The 18,305-nt window shown below is 44.8% G+C and carries 19 protein-coding genes; 11 read left to right on the top strand and 8 right to left on the bottom strand.

Going from position 1 to position 18,305, the window contains the following annotated elements:
- From CXF83_RS05680 to CXF83_RS05695, 4 genes are all read left to right on the top strand, one after another.
- Complete coding sequence (locus CXF83_RS05680) at positions 1–516, top strand: DUF2878 domain-containing protein (protein WP_101091261.1); 516 nt, start codon at positions 1–3, stop codon at positions 514–516.
- A gap of 42 nt (positions 517–558) precedes the next feature.
- Positions 559–1,179, top strand: coding sequence for a chalcone isomerase family protein (locus tag CXF83_RS05685; protein ID WP_157822912.1), 621 nt, complete (start codon positions 559–561; stop codon positions 1,177–1,179).
- 14 nt (positions 1,180–1,193) lie between these two features.
- Positions 1,194–1,778: a DUF3833 domain-containing protein gene (locus CXF83_RS05690; RefSeq protein ID WP_180961237.1), complete on the top strand. Its 585-nt coding sequence runs from the start codon at positions 1,194–1,196 to the stop codon at positions 1,776–1,778.
- A 136-nt stretch (positions 1,779–1,914) separates the two neighbouring features.
- The gene (locus tag CXF83_RS05695) at positions 1,915–2,103 is read left to right on the top strand and encodes a hypothetical protein (protein WP_101091264.1); all 189 of its coding nucleotides are present in this window, start codon (positions 1,915–1,917) and stop codon (positions 2,101–2,103) included.
- A 52-nt stretch (positions 2,104–2,155) separates the two neighbouring features.
- On the opposite strand, the gene CXF83_RS05700 is transcribed toward CXF83_RS05695, so the two are convergent.
- From CXF83_RS05700 to CXF83_RS05720, 5 genes are all read right to left on the bottom strand, one after another.
- Entirely contained in the window at positions 2,156–2,500 is a 345-nt protein-coding gene (locus CXF83_RS05700; RefSeq protein WP_101091265.1) for a DUF3634 family protein, read from the bottom strand.
- A gap of 458 nt (positions 2,501–2,958) precedes the next feature.
- Positions 2,959–3,681 (bottom strand): TorF family putative porin, encoded by a 723-nt coding sequence (locus tag CXF83_RS05705; RefSeq protein WP_101091266.1) that lies wholly within the window; start codon positions 3,679–3,681, stop codon positions 2,959–2,961.
- A gap of 122 nt (positions 3,682–3,803) precedes the next feature.
- Positions 3,804–4,175: a cupin domain-containing protein gene (locus CXF83_RS05710; protein ID WP_101091463.1), complete on the bottom strand. Its 372-nt coding sequence runs from the start codon at positions 4,173–4,175 to the stop codon at positions 3,804–3,806.
- Between the two features lie 65 nt (positions 4,176–4,240).
- Positions 4,241–5,734: a CoA-acylating methylmalonate-semialdehyde dehydrogenase gene (locus CXF83_RS05715; RefSeq protein ID WP_101091267.1), complete on the bottom strand. Its 1,494-nt coding sequence runs from the start codon at positions 5,732–5,734 to the stop codon at positions 4,241–4,243.
- Positions 5,735–5,852: 118 nt separating this feature from the next.
- Positions 5,853–7,193: an aspartate aminotransferase family protein gene (locus CXF83_RS05720; protein WP_101091268.1), complete on the bottom strand. Its 1,341-nt coding sequence runs from the start codon at positions 7,191–7,193 to the stop codon at positions 5,853–5,855.
- A 283-nt stretch (positions 7,194–7,476) separates the two neighbouring features.
- Here CXF83_RS05720 and CXF83_RS05725 point away from each other — a divergent pair, with 283 nt between their 5' ends.
- Together CXF83_RS05725 and CXF83_RS05730 are read left to right on the top strand one after the other, a co-directional pair.
- A complete protein-coding gene (locus CXF83_RS05725) occupies positions 7,477–8,976 on the top strand; it encodes an aldehyde dehydrogenase (protein ID WP_101091269.1) in 1,500 nt (499 codons plus the stop codon).
- 893 nt (positions 8,977–9,869) lie between these two features.
- Positions 9,870–10,736, top strand: coding sequence for a TolB family protein (locus CXF83_RS05730; RefSeq protein ID WP_101091270.1), 867 nt, complete (start codon positions 9,870–9,872; stop codon positions 10,734–10,736).
- Positions 10,737–11,018: 282 nt separating this feature from the next.
- Here the strand turns inward: CXF83_RS05730 and CXF83_RS05735 are convergent, their stop codons facing one another.
- The 3 genes from CXF83_RS05735 to CXF83_RS05745 all read right to left on the bottom strand — a co-directional run bounded on the left by CXF83_RS05735 (position 11,019) and on the right by CXF83_RS05745 (position 14,944).
- Positions 11,019–12,989 (bottom strand): alkyl/aryl-sulfatase, encoded by a 1,971-nt coding sequence (locus tag CXF83_RS05735; protein WP_443018875.1) that lies wholly within the window; start codon positions 12,987–12,989, stop codon positions 11,019–11,021.
- Between the two features lie 180 nt (positions 12,990–13,169).
- Positions 13,170–14,183: an AraC family transcriptional regulator gene (locus CXF83_RS05740; protein ID WP_101091272.1), complete on the bottom strand. Its 1,014-nt coding sequence runs from the start codon at positions 14,181–14,183 to the stop codon at positions 13,170–13,172.
- Between the two features lie 176 nt (positions 14,184–14,359).
- Positions 14,360–14,944: a TetR/AcrR family transcriptional regulator gene (locus tag CXF83_RS05745; protein ID WP_101091273.1), complete on the bottom strand. Its 585-nt coding sequence runs from the start codon at positions 14,942–14,944 to the stop codon at positions 14,360–14,362.
- A gap of 160 nt (positions 14,945–15,104) precedes the next feature.
- Here CXF83_RS05745 and CXF83_RS05750 point away from each other — a divergent pair, with 160 nt between their 5' ends.
- The 5 genes from CXF83_RS05750 (at position 15,105) to CXF83_RS05770 (ending at position 18,281) form a co-directional block, all read left to right on the top strand.
- Positions 15,105–15,650: a carboxymuconolactone decarboxylase family protein gene (locus CXF83_RS05750; protein WP_101091274.1), complete on the top strand. Its 546-nt coding sequence runs from the start codon at positions 15,105–15,107 to the stop codon at positions 15,648–15,650.
- Between the two features lie 237 nt (positions 15,651–15,887).
- Positions 15,888–16,583, top strand: coding sequence for a haloacid dehalogenase type II (locus CXF83_RS05755; protein ID WP_101091275.1), 696 nt, complete (start codon positions 15,888–15,890; stop codon positions 16,581–16,583).
- A gap of 144 nt (positions 16,584–16,727) precedes the next feature.
- Entirely contained in the window at positions 16,728–16,943 is a 216-nt protein-coding gene (locus tag CXF83_RS05760) for a hypothetical protein (protein WP_101091276.1), read from the top strand.
- Between the two features lie 401 nt (positions 16,944–17,344).
- Positions 17,345–17,533 carry a GDCCVxC domain-containing (seleno)protein gene (locus tag CXF83_RS22795; protein ID WP_443018876.1) on the top strand — a complete coding sequence of 63 codons (189 nt, stop codon included), beginning with the start codon at positions 17,345–17,347 and terminating at the stop codon, positions 17,531–17,533.
- A 352-nt stretch (positions 17,534–17,885) separates the two neighbouring features.
- The gene (locus CXF83_RS05770) at positions 17,886–18,281 is read left to right on the top strand and encodes a DUF2391 family protein (RefSeq protein ID WP_101091278.1); all 396 of its coding nucleotides are present in this window, start codon (positions 17,886–17,888) and stop codon (positions 18,279–18,281) included.
- Positions 18,282–18,305 lie beyond the last annotated feature (24 nt).

An 18,305-nucleotide genomic window follows, 5' to 3' on the forward strand; every position in this document is an offset into this window, starting at 1 on the left:
ATGTTTCAGGTTTGGGTCGATAAGTTAGCATCGCAATATTTAACGGTCGTTAATTTGCTAATGTTCCAATGTGTGTGGTGGTTATCTATTTTGTACCAAAATAGCGCATTGGGACTTAGCTTAGGTTTGTTGTTGTTTCATTTCATCTTATCAAGCCGGATGCAGCTTGATTTCATGCTAATGCTGAAAGTGGTGCTGTTGGGGATCGCTGTTGATTCTGGGTTGATCTTTAGCGGTGTTTTTCATTTTAGTGAGACACCTTACTGGCTCATATTACTTTGGTGTCACTTTGCTATCAGTCTAGGTTACAGTTTGGCGTTTACTCAAAAACTACCATGGTATATCAATGCTTTACTCGGAGGCGTGTTTGGCTGTATCAGCTATTTAGCCGGAGCGCGCTTTGATGCCGTTCACCTGCCGCTGGAGTATTTAAGCAGTGCAATGATCTTGTTTGCCATCTGGATCGTAATATTCCCTATATTCGTCAATATCAGCAGGCGAATGCTCAAGGATTAACGCCCCGTTTGTTCTCTGGATGATTTTATAGGAATGGTTAACATGGGTTATTCTGTTGTAAATCGCACTATCTTATTGACCGTCTTCATGTTTAGCGCTGCTTGCCTTGCGCAAGAGGGGCCGGTTGAGGAGCTGACTCACACCATTCCTCCTAATCCCACGCCAGATTTACCCTCTACAGTAGACGCTCAAGTTGAGCAGAGTTTTGCAGCCAGTGTTGCATCATTTCAAGAAGTGGGGCGAGGCGAGATGCAGTGGTGGTGGTTTACACTTTACCGAGCAAGGTTACTGACGCCTGATGGCGCTTATAGGCAAGGGCAGTATCCGCTAGTATTAGACATTGAGTACTACCAAGATATCCCTAGTTCACGTTTGCTCGAAGCAACGTTAGATCAATGGCAGCATCTCGGCCTAGACGACAACCGTCAGCTGCTGTGGCAAACCACTCTTAGTGAGCTTTGGCCTGATGTTACAGAAGGTGACAAGTTGAGCCTTAAGGTGATGAGTCCGCAAGTTAGCCAATTTTATTTCAACGGAAAACCACTGTCCAAGGCGATGCCTGCAGGTTTTAGTGACGACTTCTTATCGATTTGGTTGTCGGATCAAACCAGTCGCCCAGACCTTAGAAAACAGCTACTCGGGGAGGTCGCATGCGATTGTTAAGCAAACAGAAAGACATCAGATTTTTGGCTATCGCGTCATTTAGGGTTTTGTTTACCCTGTGCGTCGCACTATTACTTAATGCGTGCACCAGTCGCGATATTGAAGATTACCAAGATAGCACTCCAAACTTGGATTTAAAGCAGTTTTTTGATGGTTCGCTAACGGCCCACGGTGTGGTTGAGGATTTTAGTGGCCATGTTGTACGGCGTTTCACCGTCAAAATGTTTGCCCGCTGGGATGGTGATAACGGCGAGATAAAAGAGTGGTTTATCTATGATGACGGCGAGAAGCAAACTCGCATTTGGAATATCGTTAGCTTAGGTGAGGGCAACTATTCTGGTGGGGCAAATGATATTTTAGGTGATGCCACTGGCCGCGCTGTTGGCATGGCACTGCAGTGGGAGTATGAAATGTTATTGCCCGTTGATGACAGTGAATATCAAGTACGCTTCGATGATTGGATGTATCTAGTAGATGAAAATACCATTATCAATCGCAGCGATATTATCAAGTTTGGCATTACCATGGCACAAGTCACGTTGGTTATCACCAAGCAACCAACGGCAGATTTTTCCGATTTGACCATAGCAGTGGATTGAGCCGACCTGAATAATAGTAAGAAATCGCATTTACTATCAGCCAATAATTCATGTAGGGTAACCGTTAGGGTATTCAACTGAACTCTTAATTACGGCCTCAAGGTTATAAGTTCAAGTTATTAAAAAGGAATTGTTAATGAAATTTGTCGCTATTTTATCAGCGCTTTTTGTATTGTCGGCCTGTGGTTCCAATGCCAGTTATTCTGTCTCAGCCAGTTCTGATGACGACGTGATGAGTTCAAGGCAGGCGCCTATGGTAAATGATAGTACGCCTATCATTAATGACGAACTGACCAAAGAAGCGGAAGAGAAAGAGAAAAAATAGGCAAAAAGTCAATCGAGCGTAAATCAAATTTACGCTCTCAAGCTCGCAATCGTTAAGATGTTTTACGGCTATTATCGACCTGCTTTTTATCATAATACTCAAACGGGAACATATTTCTGATCCTTTGAGTGACGTCATCGCCGACATTCGCCGACACATGCAGCCTGACTCCACCGAGCTTTTCCGCTCTAACGGTGCAAGTGAGCTTGTTAGATTTAGCGATAGCGCGACACTCTTTTTCAAACTTTTCTGGGATCTTACCTTTGTGGGAGCTGAGTCGGCCCTCTTTAAAGTGCATCTCAAATACAGTTAATCCTTTCTTACCGCTGAAAATCAATTTGTAGACCAAAAAAATACCGAGAGCAATAACAGCGATTTTAACTAGTGTTGGCGTCATATTTATTCCTTTTGCTTTAATCCAATTTTTAAACCTTGAGCCTTAAGGCTAAGATACTCTGGCTGGTCATTTTTTTAAAGTAGCCAGAGCACAGTTTGCCAAGATTTGTAATCTTTCGATCACTAGGATCTACTTTAGTGTAGTCAAGGGATTTAGTGTGTCGGTCTATTTTCTGTAAAGGATGAAAAAGTATGATCGCTTCAAACATACAAGGGTGATCGGTGTTGTGTCAGTAGTAGGCTGACCTAATAGATAATCAAACGCGGGTTTTTCAGAGCGCAGTGAGGAACATGCTAATTTAAGTAAGTATTAGTGCAAGGTTAGTTAACTGTCCTGCAATGGCGAGGCTATTTTAATACCCAAGTTAAGGTCATCACTCTGAGCTTTGGTGAATGTCTCATAAAAAAACCGCCATTAGGCGGTTTTTATAGGGAGGGATCAGGTTCGCAACAACGGGTTTAGAAAGCGTAACTTGCTGATGCTAAAACAGTACCGTCATTTCTCCAAGGCTCTGAAGAGTCGATGATATTTTCGCTGCTTAGGTTAGTGTCTAGCCAGGCTACAGACAACGCCACGCCGCCCAACTCTGTCGAGACGCCAATAGAATAATCAGCATAGTTTTCGCCCCAATCATAGTCAGCACCGTCACCATAGCTATAACCTACGTGAGCATCAATACTCCAGTTTTCAGCAATTTCATAAGAGTAGTTTAGCTCGGTATAGTTAAGTGATATGTCTTTATTGGAGTAGTCGTTGGTGTACCACTGCGCTAGATGAAAATCAGCAAAGTAAAGACCCACAGAGGCTTCTAAATACTGTGTGCTTTCATCTTGTCCTGGATAAGTGTAGTAAGTCAAAGTGACATCGTATTCTACGGCATCATCTTCGCCAAAAGCGCCAGCGTAGCCTGCATAGATATCGATTTCGACATCAGCATCATAACTGTCATCATCTACGTTACTTGCCCAAGCACCTAAAAATAGGCCGTTGTCCATGCTGAAATCGACGCTGCCTTGCACGGCAAAGTCACCGGCGGTTTGTGACACACCGCGAAAGCGATAATCATTGGTGACGCCAATTTCGCCTGACACTTCAGCTTGGGCTAGAGGTGCAATTAGCGCTGTTGATAAGGTAAGACCGACAACTAGGGCAATCCGTTTTTTATTGAATTTTTTATACACGGTAGTTTCTCCATTTACTATGTTGACTTAGATGCTCTATTTTTATGTTTTAAGCATCTTTCGGTTTGCCAAACAGCAGCGTTAGCTACGACCTCATGGCTAAATAATGATTTCACATTCCTTTACTGCTGATTAGGCTCGAAAATCACATATACTTTACGGCAGCTCTCAAGTACCTCCCAAGTACCTTTAAACCCGGCTGGGATCACAAATCTATCACCCGTTCTAACGGTCATTTGAGTACCGTTACTGTCAGTGATAACACTGGCACCCGATAGAATTTCACAATATTCATGTTCGCTATAAGCAACTTTCCAGCGACCTATATCACCCTGCCAAACACCGACATGGAATTGATCGCAGTCACTTGAGTAATGATTCTGTAAGTGCTGCTCAGGGTCGCCCTGCAATACTTTTTCGACACTGAGTTTGTAACGTTCAACAGCAGTATTGATCGCTGCAAAATTAATGATTGAGTCGATACCTATGGTCATTGAACTGTCCATTTTATTCCTATATTCAAATAGCAAATGCGCAGCGTTAACTGCGCATCTAGGGGCTATTTCATCGTTGGCATTACAAACTCAGCTTTTGATTGCTTGCTTGGCTGAGGCCAGCGCGCGGTAATCGCTTTGCGCTTGGTGTAAAAGCGCACTCCATCTGGACCATGCATATGCAAAGGACCAAATAGCGAACGTTTCCAACCGCCAAAACTATGGAACGCCATCGGTACAGGGATAGGGACATTGACGCCGACCATACCCACTTGTACGTGGTGACAGAAATGGCGCGCCGCTTCACCGCTTTGGGTAAAGATCGCAGTGCCGTTACCAAACTCATGGTCGTTGATGAGTTGCAGCGCTTCGGCGTAATCTTTGACGCGCACAATGGCGAGTACAGGGCCAAAAATCTCTTCTTTGTAGATAGTCATTTCTGGTGTGACATGGTCGAATAAGCAGCCACCTAAGAAGTAGCCTTGTTCATGATCCGTCACTGTTAGCTGACGACCATCGGCGAGTAACTTGGCGCCTTCGTTCACGCCCGTTTCAATATAGTTAGTGACTTTCTCTAAATGCTGAGCAGAGATAAGTGGTCCCATGTCCATCTCTGGGGTGACACCGTTGCCGACTTTTAGCGACTTGATTTGAGGCAATAGTTTTTCGACTAAAGCATCACCTGAATCACCCACTGCCAGTACCACAGATATCGCCATACAACGCTCGCCAGCACTGCCGTATGCAGCGCCCATTAGTGAGCCAACGGCCTGATCTAAATCAGCATCTGGCATCAGCACCATATGGTTTTTAGCCCCGCCCAATGCTTGGACGCGTTTACCGTGTGCCGATGCCGTTGCGTAAATATATTCCGCAATTGGGGTGGAGCCGACAAAGCTAATAGCATGTACATCTTTATGGGTGAGTAGCGTATCTACCGCTTCTTTGTCACCGTTAACAACGTTGAATACACCATCTGGTAAGCCCGCTTCGGTAAGGAGTTCAGCCATACGCATGACTGAGCTTGGATCTTTTTCAGACGGCTTCATGATAAAGCTATTACCGCAGGCAATTGCGATAGGGAACATCCACATTGGCACCATCACCGGGAAGTTAAACGGGGCAATACCCGCTACCACGCCCAATGATTGATTGAGTGTCCAAGCATCAACGCCACCGCCAACTTGCTCGGTATGTTCGCCTTTGAGTAGATGAGGAATACCACAGGCAAACTCAACCACTTCAAGACCACGAATAATTTCACCTTTGGCATCATCAAGCACTTTTCCGTGTTCGCGGGTGATAAGTTCGGCCATCTGATCCATATTGGCTTCGACTAACGCCTTGAACTTAAACAGGACGCGCGCCCGGTTTAGCGGGGTGATTTTAGACCAAGACTCATGGGCCTTTTTTGCTATTTCAATTGCATCTACAACATCCGCTGCGCTGGCTAAAGAAACGGTAGCGCGTTGCTCTCCCGTTGCGGGTTCAAAAATCGCTTGTGTACGTTGGCTAGGCGATGTGTGGCCGCCATTAATGTAATGGTTAATCGTGTGCATAGCGCAAAATCCTAATGTTATTCCCTGCTGGGAACCAAGGGTGTTAATGAGTGTTAATGGATCCGCCTATGACATCATTCGCGCAAACTGGCGCGACAACATGCAATAGGCACAGAGATTAACCGACAGCGGTAATCGCATCCGATAAGGTGTTAATGATGGTATCGATCTGGTGTTTATCGATAATTAAAGGTGGGGAGATCGCAATGATATCGCCAGTCGCGCGCACTAATGTGCCATTAGCAAAGCAATGCTCAAATATACCGAAGCCTCGCTTACCTGCGCCTTTGTCACTGGGAGAAAACTGAATGCCGCCGACTAAGCCTATGTTACGAATATCGATAACATTCGGTAAGCCTTTTAAGCTATGCACCGCATCTTCAAAGTAGCCTTCAAGCTCGCGGCTACGTTCAAATAGTTTTTCATTTTCGTAGATATTAAGAGTGGCAATAGCAGCGGCTGCCGCAACGGGGTGACCGGAATAGGTGTAACCATGAAACAGTTCAATGGCATTTTCAGGTCCCTGCATACAGGCGTCGTAAATATTGTCATCAATCAGTACCGCCCCCATAGGGATCGCACCATTATTGAGTGCTTTAGCTGTGGTGATCATATCGGGAGTCACACCCCAACGTTGGCTAGCAAATGCATCGCCCACCCGGCCAAAGCCGGTAATCACTTCATCGAAAATTAATAAGATGCCGTACTTTTTAGTGATTTCTCGTAGTTTTTGCAGATAGCCTTCTGGTGGCAAGATAACGCCAGCAGAGCCTGACATAGGTTCAACAATCACAGCCGCGATATTCTCTGCGCCATGAAGCGCAACAAGCTGTTCAAGTGCTTCTGCTTTTTCAGCACCGGTTTTAGGCATACCGCGACAAAACGCGTTTTCTTTCATGTCTAATGTGTGCGGAAGGTGATCAACACCTTGTAGTAACTGTTGGCTAAATGTCTTACGATTATTCCCAATACCGCCCACTGAAATACCCCCAAAGCCTACGCCATGATAGCCAAGCTCACGGCCGATAAAGCGCGTTCGAGTTGCCTGACCATTGGCACGGTGATAGGTGAGTGCGATTTTAAGTGCGCTATCGACAGATTCAGAACCTGAGTTAGTAAAGAAAACTTTATTAAGACCTTCAGGGCTTATCTGCGCTAGGCGTTCAGCGAGTTCAAATGCAAGTGGGTGACCCATCTGAAAGGAGGGGGCGAAGTCCAGTTGGTGGATCTGTTTAGACACCGCTTCTGAGATCTCTTTGCGTCCATGACCGGCATTGCAGCACCATAATCCTGCAGTGCCATCTAATATGGGGCGACCAGCGGTGTCTCTATAATACATACCTTCGGCTTGGGCCAACATTCGTGGATTAGACTTAAATTGTCTATTGGCCGTAAAAGGCATCCAGTAATTTGATAAAGACGGTGTTTCGCTGTGATGTTGCGTCTGTGAATCTGCCATATCATCTACCTTGATTCAGTTTAATTATTGTTGTTTTTTTTGTATCTGTTGCTTTTTTAATCAAGCGGTTGATATTTGCTATGCTATGTCAGAAATAATGAACATGAAAGCTTTTTGTGCATTTATTTATAGCAAAAGTGAACTTTTTGTAAAATATATTGAAACTTAGGCGTCATTAAGCGTAATCTTGGGCAACACCTTACTGCGGGAATTTGCTATTTATAGGCAAAATTACCGTATTGAAAACAATTCTAATAATTAAATTCAGTGTTAAGAGGCCTTCATGAGCACACCAGAAAATCGCAGTCAGTGGCAAACACTCGCAGATACAATGTCAATTAACGGCGCAGCATTTATTGCGGGTGATTACGTTGAATCACAGTCTAAAGAGACCTTTGATTGCATCAGTCCTATCGACGGTAAAGTACTGGCTAAAGTGGCTAGTTGTGATGAGGCTGACGCCAATATTGCTGTTAGCAATGCCAGAGAAACATTTGAAAGTGGTGTGTGGGCGCATCTTCCTCCTGTAAAACGTAAGCAGATAATGATTCGTTTTGCCGATTTGCTAGATGAAAATATTGATGAGCTGGCCCTGCTTGAAACCTTAGATATGGGTAAACCAATTCAGTATTCTCGCGCTGTCGATGTTGCTGGCGCAGCTCGCTCTATTCGCTGGTCTGGCGAAGCTATCGATAAGGTTTATGATGAAATAGCACCCACTGCACATAATGAGATCGGTATGATCACCCGTGAAGCTGTTGGTGTGGTTGCCGCGATTGTCCCTTGGAATTTTCCGCTATTAATGGCGTGCTGGAAACTTGGGCCTGCATTGGCAACGGGTAATAGTGTGATATTAAAGCCATCAGAAAAGTCACCTTTAACCGCTATTCGTATCGCGCAAATCGCCATCGAAGCCGGTATTCCTAAAGGTGTACTCAACGTACTGCCAGGTTTTGGTCACACTGTTGGCAAAGCACTGGCACTGCATATGGATGTCGATACCTTGGTGTTTACTGGTTCAACCAAGATTGCTAAACAGTTAATGGTCTATGCAGGTGAGTCGAACATGAAACGTGTTTGGCTAGAAGCGGGCGGCAAGAGCCCTAATATTGTGTTTAACGACACCCCAGATCTAAAGAAAGCGGCCCAAGCCGCGGCAGTCGCGATAGCCTTTAATCAAGGTGAAGTGTGTACTGCAGGTTCTCGCTTGTTAGTTGAAGCGGGCGTAAAAGATGAGCTTATCGGACTGATTGCTGAAGAGTTACAAAGCTGGCAGCCGGGTCATCCATTAGATCCAAACACCACATCAGGTGCAGTGGTCGATAAGCAGCAGCTTGATAACGTATTGGGTTACATTCAATCCGGTAAAGATGAAGGCGCTACGCTCAACTTTGGTGGTCGCCAAGTGATGCAAGATTCAGGTGGCGTCTATATTGAACCGACTATCTTCTCGGACGTTGATAATAAGATGATTATCGCCAAAGAGGAGATTTTTGGTCCAGTGTTATCGGTGATCACTTTTGAGGGAATGGAGCAAGCGATTGCCATTGCTAACGACAGTATCTATGGCTTAGCTGCTGGCGTTTGGACGGCAGATATCAACAAAGCCCATAAGACCGCCAAAGCGTTGCGCAGTGGCATGGTGTGGATTAACCATTACGATGGCGGTGATATGACAGCGCCTTTCGGTGGCTATAAACAGTCGGGTAATGGTCGTGATAAGTCACTGCATGCTTTTGACAAATACACCGAAATCAAAGCCACTTGGATTTCGCTAGATTAAACTTTTGTAGTCATTAGCTTTGTCATTAGCCAGCCATGAGAATGGCTGGCTTTTCTATCTGTTGCGCCAGAAGTATCAGCAGATGTATTTAGCGCAGGCAATTGGAACCACAATGGTTAGAATATCAAGCTATGCTTGAGCAAGGTTGTGGCGCGTCGCCCATTCTTTTGTAAAGAATCGAGCCAAGGGGGAAAGCGCTTGTCCCCGCTCTTGATTTCATAAGAGTCAATTCTTCAACGCCCTAGACGAAGTTACCAGCCTTAAGTACAGGCCTCATACTGATTCGAAATAGCCTAACGCTTCCGATGGGACATCTGCTGTAAATGGATTTACAAATGCCGTGGTGGCATGGTCAATGATGTTCCCGACATCATAATGACATTTACCATATCCATATGGGTCTGATGGCAAGGAACGACCTGTCCCGCGAAAGCTATACCCACGTCTGATAGGCTGGATGCCTGAATGTCTTGAAGTGCATGGATGCACGGGAAAGACCGTGTGGGCATTATGCGACTTTGGTTTATAAAGAGTTTCCAACATACTTCGGCAACTTCGATGGGGAATTTGCGTTTTCTGTTAGTTTTGTCACTCACTCTTGCCCCAAAGCTTGCTACAGATTTAGTTTGTTTACGCCCTGCTTATCAGTTTTGCGATAATTCAGATAATGTGAAGCGCAAAATACAAGATCTGACCCTGAATTGGTTTTCTCATACAACCCTGTGACTCAGTATTCTTTTGTTACAGATACAGTATGGCTTTGGTGCAGAAAATTCACTATTTTGGACTTACTTATCACCCCTTCAGTCAATACTGAGGGCTAACACCTTACGGCAGTCATTCTGCCGCTAGACCACTACAGTTAATGATTAAAGGTCTGAAACGGAGTTCAAATGAAACGATTTTTTATCTCTATAGCGCTATTACTCCCATGTGTGTTGAGTAGCAGTAGTTTTGCTCAAAGCAACTTCCCTCTCTTAAAAGGGCCCTATATGGGGCAAAAAACTCCTGGTTTGGTAGCCCAGCCTTTTGCACCTGGTGTGATCTCCAAGGACGGATGGGAAATCGAAGGCGTCTTTGCACCCGGCATGAAAGAGTTCTACTACACAACCAGAGCGGCCGATGGCAAAAAAATAATCGTGATCGGATTTCGTCAACAAGACGACGTCTGGAAGAAATACTTACAGTTTCCCCGTAATGGCGAAGTGACCTTCTCCCCAGACGGTACACGCATGTATATGGCTGATGGCTATAAAGATCGGCTCAACGATGGTTGGAGCGAGCGTAATACCCTTGGACCCATGTTTGACAGGGAAGATCGGGGCATTATGCGCCTATCGGCTTCCGCCAAAGAAACCTATGTGCATGATGATTATAAAGGTGGCGATGTTCTGCGAATATCAGCACTCGAAAATGGAAAGCGCACAGAGCCACAACTGATGAGTGACAATTTCAATACCGGAGAGTGGACGGCGCACCCTTTCATAGCACCAGATGAAAGTTACCTTATTTGGGACAGCGAGCGACCTGAAGGGTTTGGGGGTTCTGATCTCTATATCAGCTTCAGACAAGATGATGCTACTTGGGGCCCTGCTATTAACATGGGAGAAAGCGTCAACTCTGACAAATGGGATGCTTACGCAAGCGTAACGCCAGACGGTAAATACATCCTATTTAACAGAGGAATTGATGATAATGGCAATATTGATATCTATTGGGTAGATGCTCAAATCATCGAAACACTTAGGCCTAAGAGCTAGGCATTAGCTTCTTATACATAGCGCATCATAACAAGCGTGGGTATGTAGGGGTCAGTGTATACTTTATGTAATTACCATACATTTCCTAATCCCAGTCGTCTCTTTTAGAGCCTCAGCGCTAAAACATTTTTGTCCAAAAGTGAGTCAGGAAATATCGGGTTACCTTGCTTGTAAAGAAACACACTGCAATTGGTGAGCTAAGAGAGTTTTGCTGATTACGAAGTGACTATCTTATAGCATCCAAACAACGAGTTAGCCACTCAAAGCTATAACCCACTAACCTTATGGCGTCACGATATTAAACACCCCTTTTGGCTTGTCGAGTTTAGAGAAAAAACTGGCTAGATCTATTTTACTACCTTCGATCTGCAGCTCATCCGAGAACAACACATCTGACACTCCTGCGCTGCCAATAATCAGGTCGATAAACAGTTCGTGACTGATGTTGAGTGTGGCATTAGCGGTGGCTGACTTGGGGGCTAGTTTGTGGTGTAACACTGCATTTTTCAGCGTCAGTACGTAGTTCTTATCCATATCGGTGAAGTTGATATTAAGCTCAAACTCTTCGCCAAACGCCTCTGGGCCAATCACCCTTGATGCCATTGATTGCAGGAAGTTTTCCACGGGCGAACGCAGTAAAATCTGTTTCATTGACGCTAAATCGATGCCCTTTTCTGGGCTACCGTGGCGTAGTTCATAGGCGGCGCTTAGGTATACGTCGCGCCAAGGTGCGGACTCGGCTTGATAACCGAGCTGATCATAAGCGCTCGCCAGCAACGCTTTTGCGGGGTTGTTGCCGTCATCAGCAACGACAAGATGATTAATCAGCTCTGCTGCCCAACGGTATTCACCGGCATCAAGCGCAATATTGGCTTGCTCAATCACCTTGTCAGCGCCGCCCATCAACTTGACATATTTTGCTGCTGAAGCCACTGCTGGCAGAGGATCTAGGTTTACGGGGTTGGCGTCATACCAACCTAAATAAGCCTGATAAACCGCTTTGGCATTATGCTTAGCGGTGCCGTAATAGCCGCGACTGGCAAAGGTGTTAGATAAGGCGGGTGGCATTTCAATCGCCTCGGCGATCTCTGCTGGAGTCAAACCTGCATTGAGCATCCGCACTGACTGGTCATGGATATATTTATAGGTATCACGCTGCTTTTCCAAAAAGCTGTTGATTGCCTCTTGGCCCCAGATTGGCCAGTGATGACTGCCAAAGTAAACCTGAGTATCGCGCTGTGCGGTAAGTGCTGAGTCAATCGCGCTGCTCCAGGTGAGCGCATCGCGAACCTTGGCGCCGCGCAGCGTATAAAGGTTGTGCATGTTTTTCGACACTAATTCTGCGCCGCAATACGCCTGCTGTTCTGGTAAGTAAAAGGTAAACTCTGCAGGGGCTTCTGAGCCAGAAACAATCTGAAACTCAAACGGAACACCATCAATAATCTGTGCTGAATCTTGAGCGATAACCGTGGTTGGGCTTAAGATCCCGAACTGACCAAAAGCGGGTTCTTTGCCTAAGCCAGAGTCAATGTGCCCTCGGGGCGAGCGTGGTAACTGCTTGCCATACATATACATGGCGCGTCGACTCATTGCCGTACCGGCCATGACATTCTCGCTGGTGGCTTCATGCATAAAGCCTGCTGGGGCGATAATATCAATCTCTTCGATCGCACTGTTTTTAAGTGCATTGCTTCCAAGCGTAATGTTTTCAAGTAAGCCTAGTGCGCCGCCAAAATGATCCATATGGCTATGGGTAAAGATAATCGCCGCTATAGGCCGCTTTCCTAACTGTTGGTTTATGAATTCCAATGCCACCTTGGCGGTTTCGGCCGTGGTAAGAGGGTCGACAATTATCCAGCCTGTTTTACCAGCAATCACGGTCATATTGGCTAAATCAAATCCACGCAGCTGGTATACCCCGGTGGTGACTTCAAATAGGCCATCAATATTATTCAGTGTTGCTTGTCGCCAAAGGCTGGGGTTAACACTGTTGGGCGCATCACCCTCAATGAAGTCGTAACTTGTTCTATCCCAGATTTTGTTGCCTTGCTCATCAACAACAATCAATTGCGGTAATCTGGCTATAAAGCCACGCTTAGCATCTTCAAAGTCTTGTTTGTTGGCAAAGGGTAGCTCTGCTAACACCGCATTATTGGCGTCGATAGTGTGAGTGCTTGCTGGGGTAAAACCAAAATCATCAGCATTTTGATCATGAGTCTCTGTCTGAGTGGGCTGACAACCAAGCAGGAACATTGCCGCTAAGCTGCCAATGAATAACTGCCTATTCGGTCTTAGCTTAAAGGGGCGTTGCGGTAAGGTGTTAGTCGGCATGGGCGCACTCACAGGTAAGTAAATTAACAATTACTGATAAGTTATTACAAATTGTTCACTAGTCCGTTATCATTTTCCGCCAATTATGCTGGCGACCGAAAATTAGCGGCTGCTGCGCTTACGATAATCTGACGGGCTAATGCCTTTCCAAGCATGGAAAAAACGGCTGAAATTACTCACGTTGCTGTAGCCTAGAGTGTCAGATAAGCTGCTGATTGGCATTTGAGTATTGGCGAGATAATGGTGCGCGAGCTCTTGACGCTTTAACTTCAGTAAGTCTCTAAACCCCGTGCCTTCAAGGTGCAGATAACGGCTTAAGCTGCGCTCGCTGATATTATACATCTGTGCAATTTTCAATGCGGTGGGCTCTTCATCCACCAATAGTGCATGGATCCCTTGGCTGGTCTTTTCCTGCCAATTTAACGCCTGCATCTTATCTAAATATTGGCGTACCGCCTTTTCATTGTGCTGGGCTAATAGCGGGTCTTTGCTGATAACAGTTTGCTCAAGCATAGCGCGGTCCATCCACATACAGTTATCAGCAGCAGCCATAACCACTGGGCAATCAAAGAGATCTAACCAAGCTTGTTGTGATTTAGGCGCGGGTCTAATTAACTCTACTTTCCGCACAAAGTCGTTATGGCCAATCATCTGTTTGCCGTGCAGCATTAAGCTGGAAAAAAATGCATCTATGGCCAAGGCACTAATCTCAACGCCATTAAGCGGAATAATAGTGAAACCGAGCAAGTGCGGTGTGCGTTGTAAACTAATCACGGCAGAGTTACTGACTAAGGCAGAATAATCAGGAAGGGTTTCGAAGGCTTGCGCTAAGGTATCGCTGCTCATCATCAATGCACCTAGTGAGCGAAAGTGTATTGGGTAAGCATATTGGCCCACAGTTAAACCAAAGGACAATGAGCCTGATGCATGTTCAGCTACTTGCCAAAGCAAGGTCATTTTATCGATGGCGACTCGAGAATCAGGCTCGGATTCTAACTTGGCAAGGCTTAATCCTACATCACTAAATACAGCACTGGCGTTAATATTACTGGCACTTAGCGCGCGAGCGATCGCTAAGGACCAAGCTGCAATCGTGCTGTATTTTGGGTTAGTCAAAGATACTCACTTAAAACGACTCATTACAAGATACTTACTCATACTCACTATTTTCATCATAAGCGTAGAATCGTAAAATCACTATTGTTTACGACATTAGCCTGGTTTTAGTCTTAGTCCTTCGACAACGGTAATGTGTTGCTCGCTCTTGCTAGAAAGCGAATGTGGTAGAACCGCTAAAAAGGGTAGTGAGCAAATATATCGTCAATCATCTGCGCCAGTGGTGCATCGCCATCGGATGCTCTGCTGTAGGTGCGTAGGCCTGAGATCTGCACCTGAATATGGCGTGCTAGTTGTTTAGCGTCTTTGTCTGTACTGACCTCGCCCATAGTTTGTGCTTCTACTACTAGTTTTTCGAACTCATGTTCCATTACCTTTAATGACTGTTTTGCAGCCTCTAAAAGCTCTAGATGTTCATCGGTTAGCTCGGCGACCGTTTTAGCGAGCATGCACATAGCGCTTGGCGCGCTGCCTTGCTTTTCAACGATAATCAGTTTCATAAAGGCTTTTAATGCCTCAATAGGCGAGCTTGCCTCGGCGCTAGAAAGTGCCAGTTGATCGATGCCAGCTTGAGTATAGCGAGCTAATGCTTCTTTAAATAAACCCTCCTTACTACCAAAGGTGGCGTAAATACTGCCGGGACGCATATCAATAACATCCTGCAAATTACGCATTGAGGTGGCATGAAAGCCTTTCTCCCAATATAAATTTGTCGCTTTATCAATAACTTGTTCCCGATCGAACTTAGCATTCTTTCTCATAAAATGGGCTCACTTAAAAATAGCTTTGAACGATTGTTCAATTTTAACTTGAACGATCGTTCAAATCTAGTTATATTATTTGCATACCAAGGAACAGACCCACTAGATCTGTTGCTAACGAATTTGTAAATGAAGCAAAACTAACAATAGGAAACCCCTTATGAGCCACTTTAAATTACATACAGTTGAAACAGCACCAGCAAAAAGTAAGCCGATTCTAGAGAATGCTGCAAAGCAAATGGGAGCAGTTCCAGGCTTGTTTGCGGTAATGGCTGAATCTCCTAACACCTTAGAAGCCTATACGCAGTTGCACCAGCAATTCGCCAGTTCATCTTTTAATGCAGAAGAGCTCACTGTTGTATGGCAAACCATTAATGTTGAACACCAATGTCATTACTGCGTGCCAGCGCATACTGGCATTGCACATTCAATGAAAGTTGATGGCGCATTAACTGATGCGCTACGTAATCGCGAGCCAATGCCTACGCCAAAACTACAAGCACTGCAGGACTTAACATTGAGCATGGTGCGTAACCGTGGCAACGTGTCCCAAGCTGAGCTAGAAGCATTTTATGCAGCAGGTTATGGTCAGCAACAAGTACTTGAAATCATTTTAGGTCTATCACAGAAAGTGATCAGCAACTACGTAAATCATGTTGCGCAAACCCCAGTCGATAAGATGTTTGAACAGTTCGCTTGGAAATAAATAGCAACGAATAATTTTGTTGAGCTTTTTAAAGAATGCTGGGATTGTGTCATGCTGATAATCGCTACACTCAACGCAAACATCTTCAGTAAAGCGCTAGACGCCAGCCGTTTATAGGCCGACACTAAATGCTCACCTTATCGGTGGGCATTTTTGTTTTAGCCGCTTTTGGTAAAAATAATTAGGTTACAGCGCCTCGTTTATAGGGCGTAGTTTATTGGTATAAAGGAGAGTGGGATGAAAAAGGTATTAGCATTTGATGTTTACGGCACCTTGATTAATACCCATGGTGTCGTGGTCATGCTCGATAAATGGATAGGCTCACAAGCCACAGCCTTCAGTCACACATGGCGTGATAAGCAGTTAGAGTACTCATTTCGTCGCGGCTTAATGCAAACATACCAAGGGTTTTCTCAGTGCACAGCGGATGCACTGCAATACAGCTGCCAGTACTATCAAATCGAGCTATCTGATACGCAGCAAGTGCAACTGCTCGCGAGCTATTTAACCTTGCCAGCTTTCGATGATGTTAAACCTGCTCTAGCACAACTTAAAGCGATGGGTGTGCCGATGTTTGCTTTCTCAAATGGTGAGCGTGCTGCAGTTGAATCACTGCTCACTCATGCTGGATTGCGCGAATACTTCAGCGCTATTGTTAGCAGTGAGGATGTGAAGTCGTTTAAACCTGATCCTGCGGTTTATCGCCATTTATTGGATGTTACTGCAGCGCATGCTCATATGAGCAGTCAAGCTGGCCACCAAGAAGTGTATCTCGTTTCAAGTAATCCGTTCGATGTACTCGGGGCGATGTCATCAGGCTTAAAAGCGGTTTGGGTTAAGCGTACAGCCACTGCCATTTTTGACCCCTGGGGGCAAACGCCAACGACGACTATTGAAACGTTAACAGAGCTAACAGAGCTAACGGCGCTATAGGGGCTTGATACCATCAAACATCGTTAATCAGTTATTTGATGGCTGGAATTGACTCGGTAGCTGCATCGATAGTCGCAGAATTAACAGCAGCATTATGTTTGTCATCATTTAAGTGCATCTACTGCAAATGTCTCCGAGTAGGTATTGCTACTGCAATCAACGCCGGCAGTGTTAGCCTTAATTTTTAAAGATCAAAATGAAGGGCACTGCCATATAAAGCAACTTGAAAATGAGGCTAGTTGTAATGCGGTATTGAACTTAGACTTTGAAAGTGAGACATTTTCATCAGCTAATTACAAATACACCATCGATGCTTTCAAAGGTGACTTTGCACTCGTGTTGGAGCGTCTTCATTTGTAATTACAAGTGATAAAAATCTAGTTCTAAAGATACCATAGCGCAAAAAGTAGTGGCATTTAATAGCAAGTTCCAAGTCATACAAGAGAGGAAAGTGCTTTAAGAGCTAAGCAGCTGAAAAAGAATTATATTGCTGGGTATATATTACTTGGCTTTGTGGTGCTGATGTTTATGGCGGCTTTATTGCACTCATTAAATCATCTCAAGAGTAAGCGCTATACTGCAGGTTAGATACCATGTGCTAGTAGGATTCCACTGAGTTTGTTAGCGCACTTGTTCGGGCGGTATATACCCATAGAGGAGAGGGCATGATGCTGACATCTATGCTTTATTTTCTATCGCGGGCATCTACTTTCATCACATTACATTAGGATATGCAAATGAGTGAGCTAACGCTAGAGTCTATGATCACCTGTCCGGAGTGTGGGCATCAAGAGCTAGAGATCATGCCTACTGATTATTGCCAGTTTTTTTATGAATGTAAGGGATGCAGAAAAGTATTGCGCCCCAAGAAGGGTGATTGTTGCGTGTATTGCTCTTTTGGTAGCGTTGCGTGCCCGCCAATACAGCAAGGCGAAGGCTGTTGTGGATAAACACTTGCTCGCTTTGTTAGTGGGCAGTGACTCACCTGTATTGGTTCTTTGTACTCGTGATTAAAAATACAAACCAGCATTAATCTTAAGGAGTTCGACAGCGATTATTAGCGCTCACACTTGAGGCTGTAGCCGGTAAAGTCTTACTCTAAGTTGTCGCTATTAATGGTGTTTTTTGAGAAGGTTTAACCTCTAAGTTTATCAATTATATTGCTAAACTTGTTTTTCTACCTCGACTTGGGTCAGCAATCATCACCTCGAAATTTGGTTTCGCTTGAGCAGCAATAAAAGTCGCTAACAATATAGGCGGCGATCATGCTTATACGGCATATTCAAAATATGGGAGATTCAGATGAAATTGAGCTTTAATTTTGAAGATGCTAGTCAAATCTTTGTCGGGGCATTTGCACTTGCTGTGCCGATCTCTTTTTCAGAAGAAGCGTGGCGCTTAGGTGAAACCTTGCCTTTTCCTAATTTGCTGATGCTATCGATATTATCGGTTGTTTTTCTCGGGTTATTTACTTATCAGAGTGTATTCCAAAAGAATATAAAGTCTCGTAAAATTGTTTTTGTTTCACGTATTTTTATCGCTTATTTGATAACGGCAATGGTCGTTGCATTGGTGCTATTTTGTTTGAATAAACTGCCGTTATTTGAAGATCCGTTAGTGTCACTCAGGCGAATTATTGTTATCACTATGCCTGCTTCTATGGGCGCTATTGTTGTTGATAGCTTCGACAAAGAGTGAACAGCTGCCAGCCATCGCTTATTT

Source organism: Shewanella sp. Choline-02u-19 (assembly GCF_002836205.1).
Lineage (GTDB): Bacteria > Pseudomonadota > Gammaproteobacteria > Enterobacterales > Shewanellaceae > Shewanella.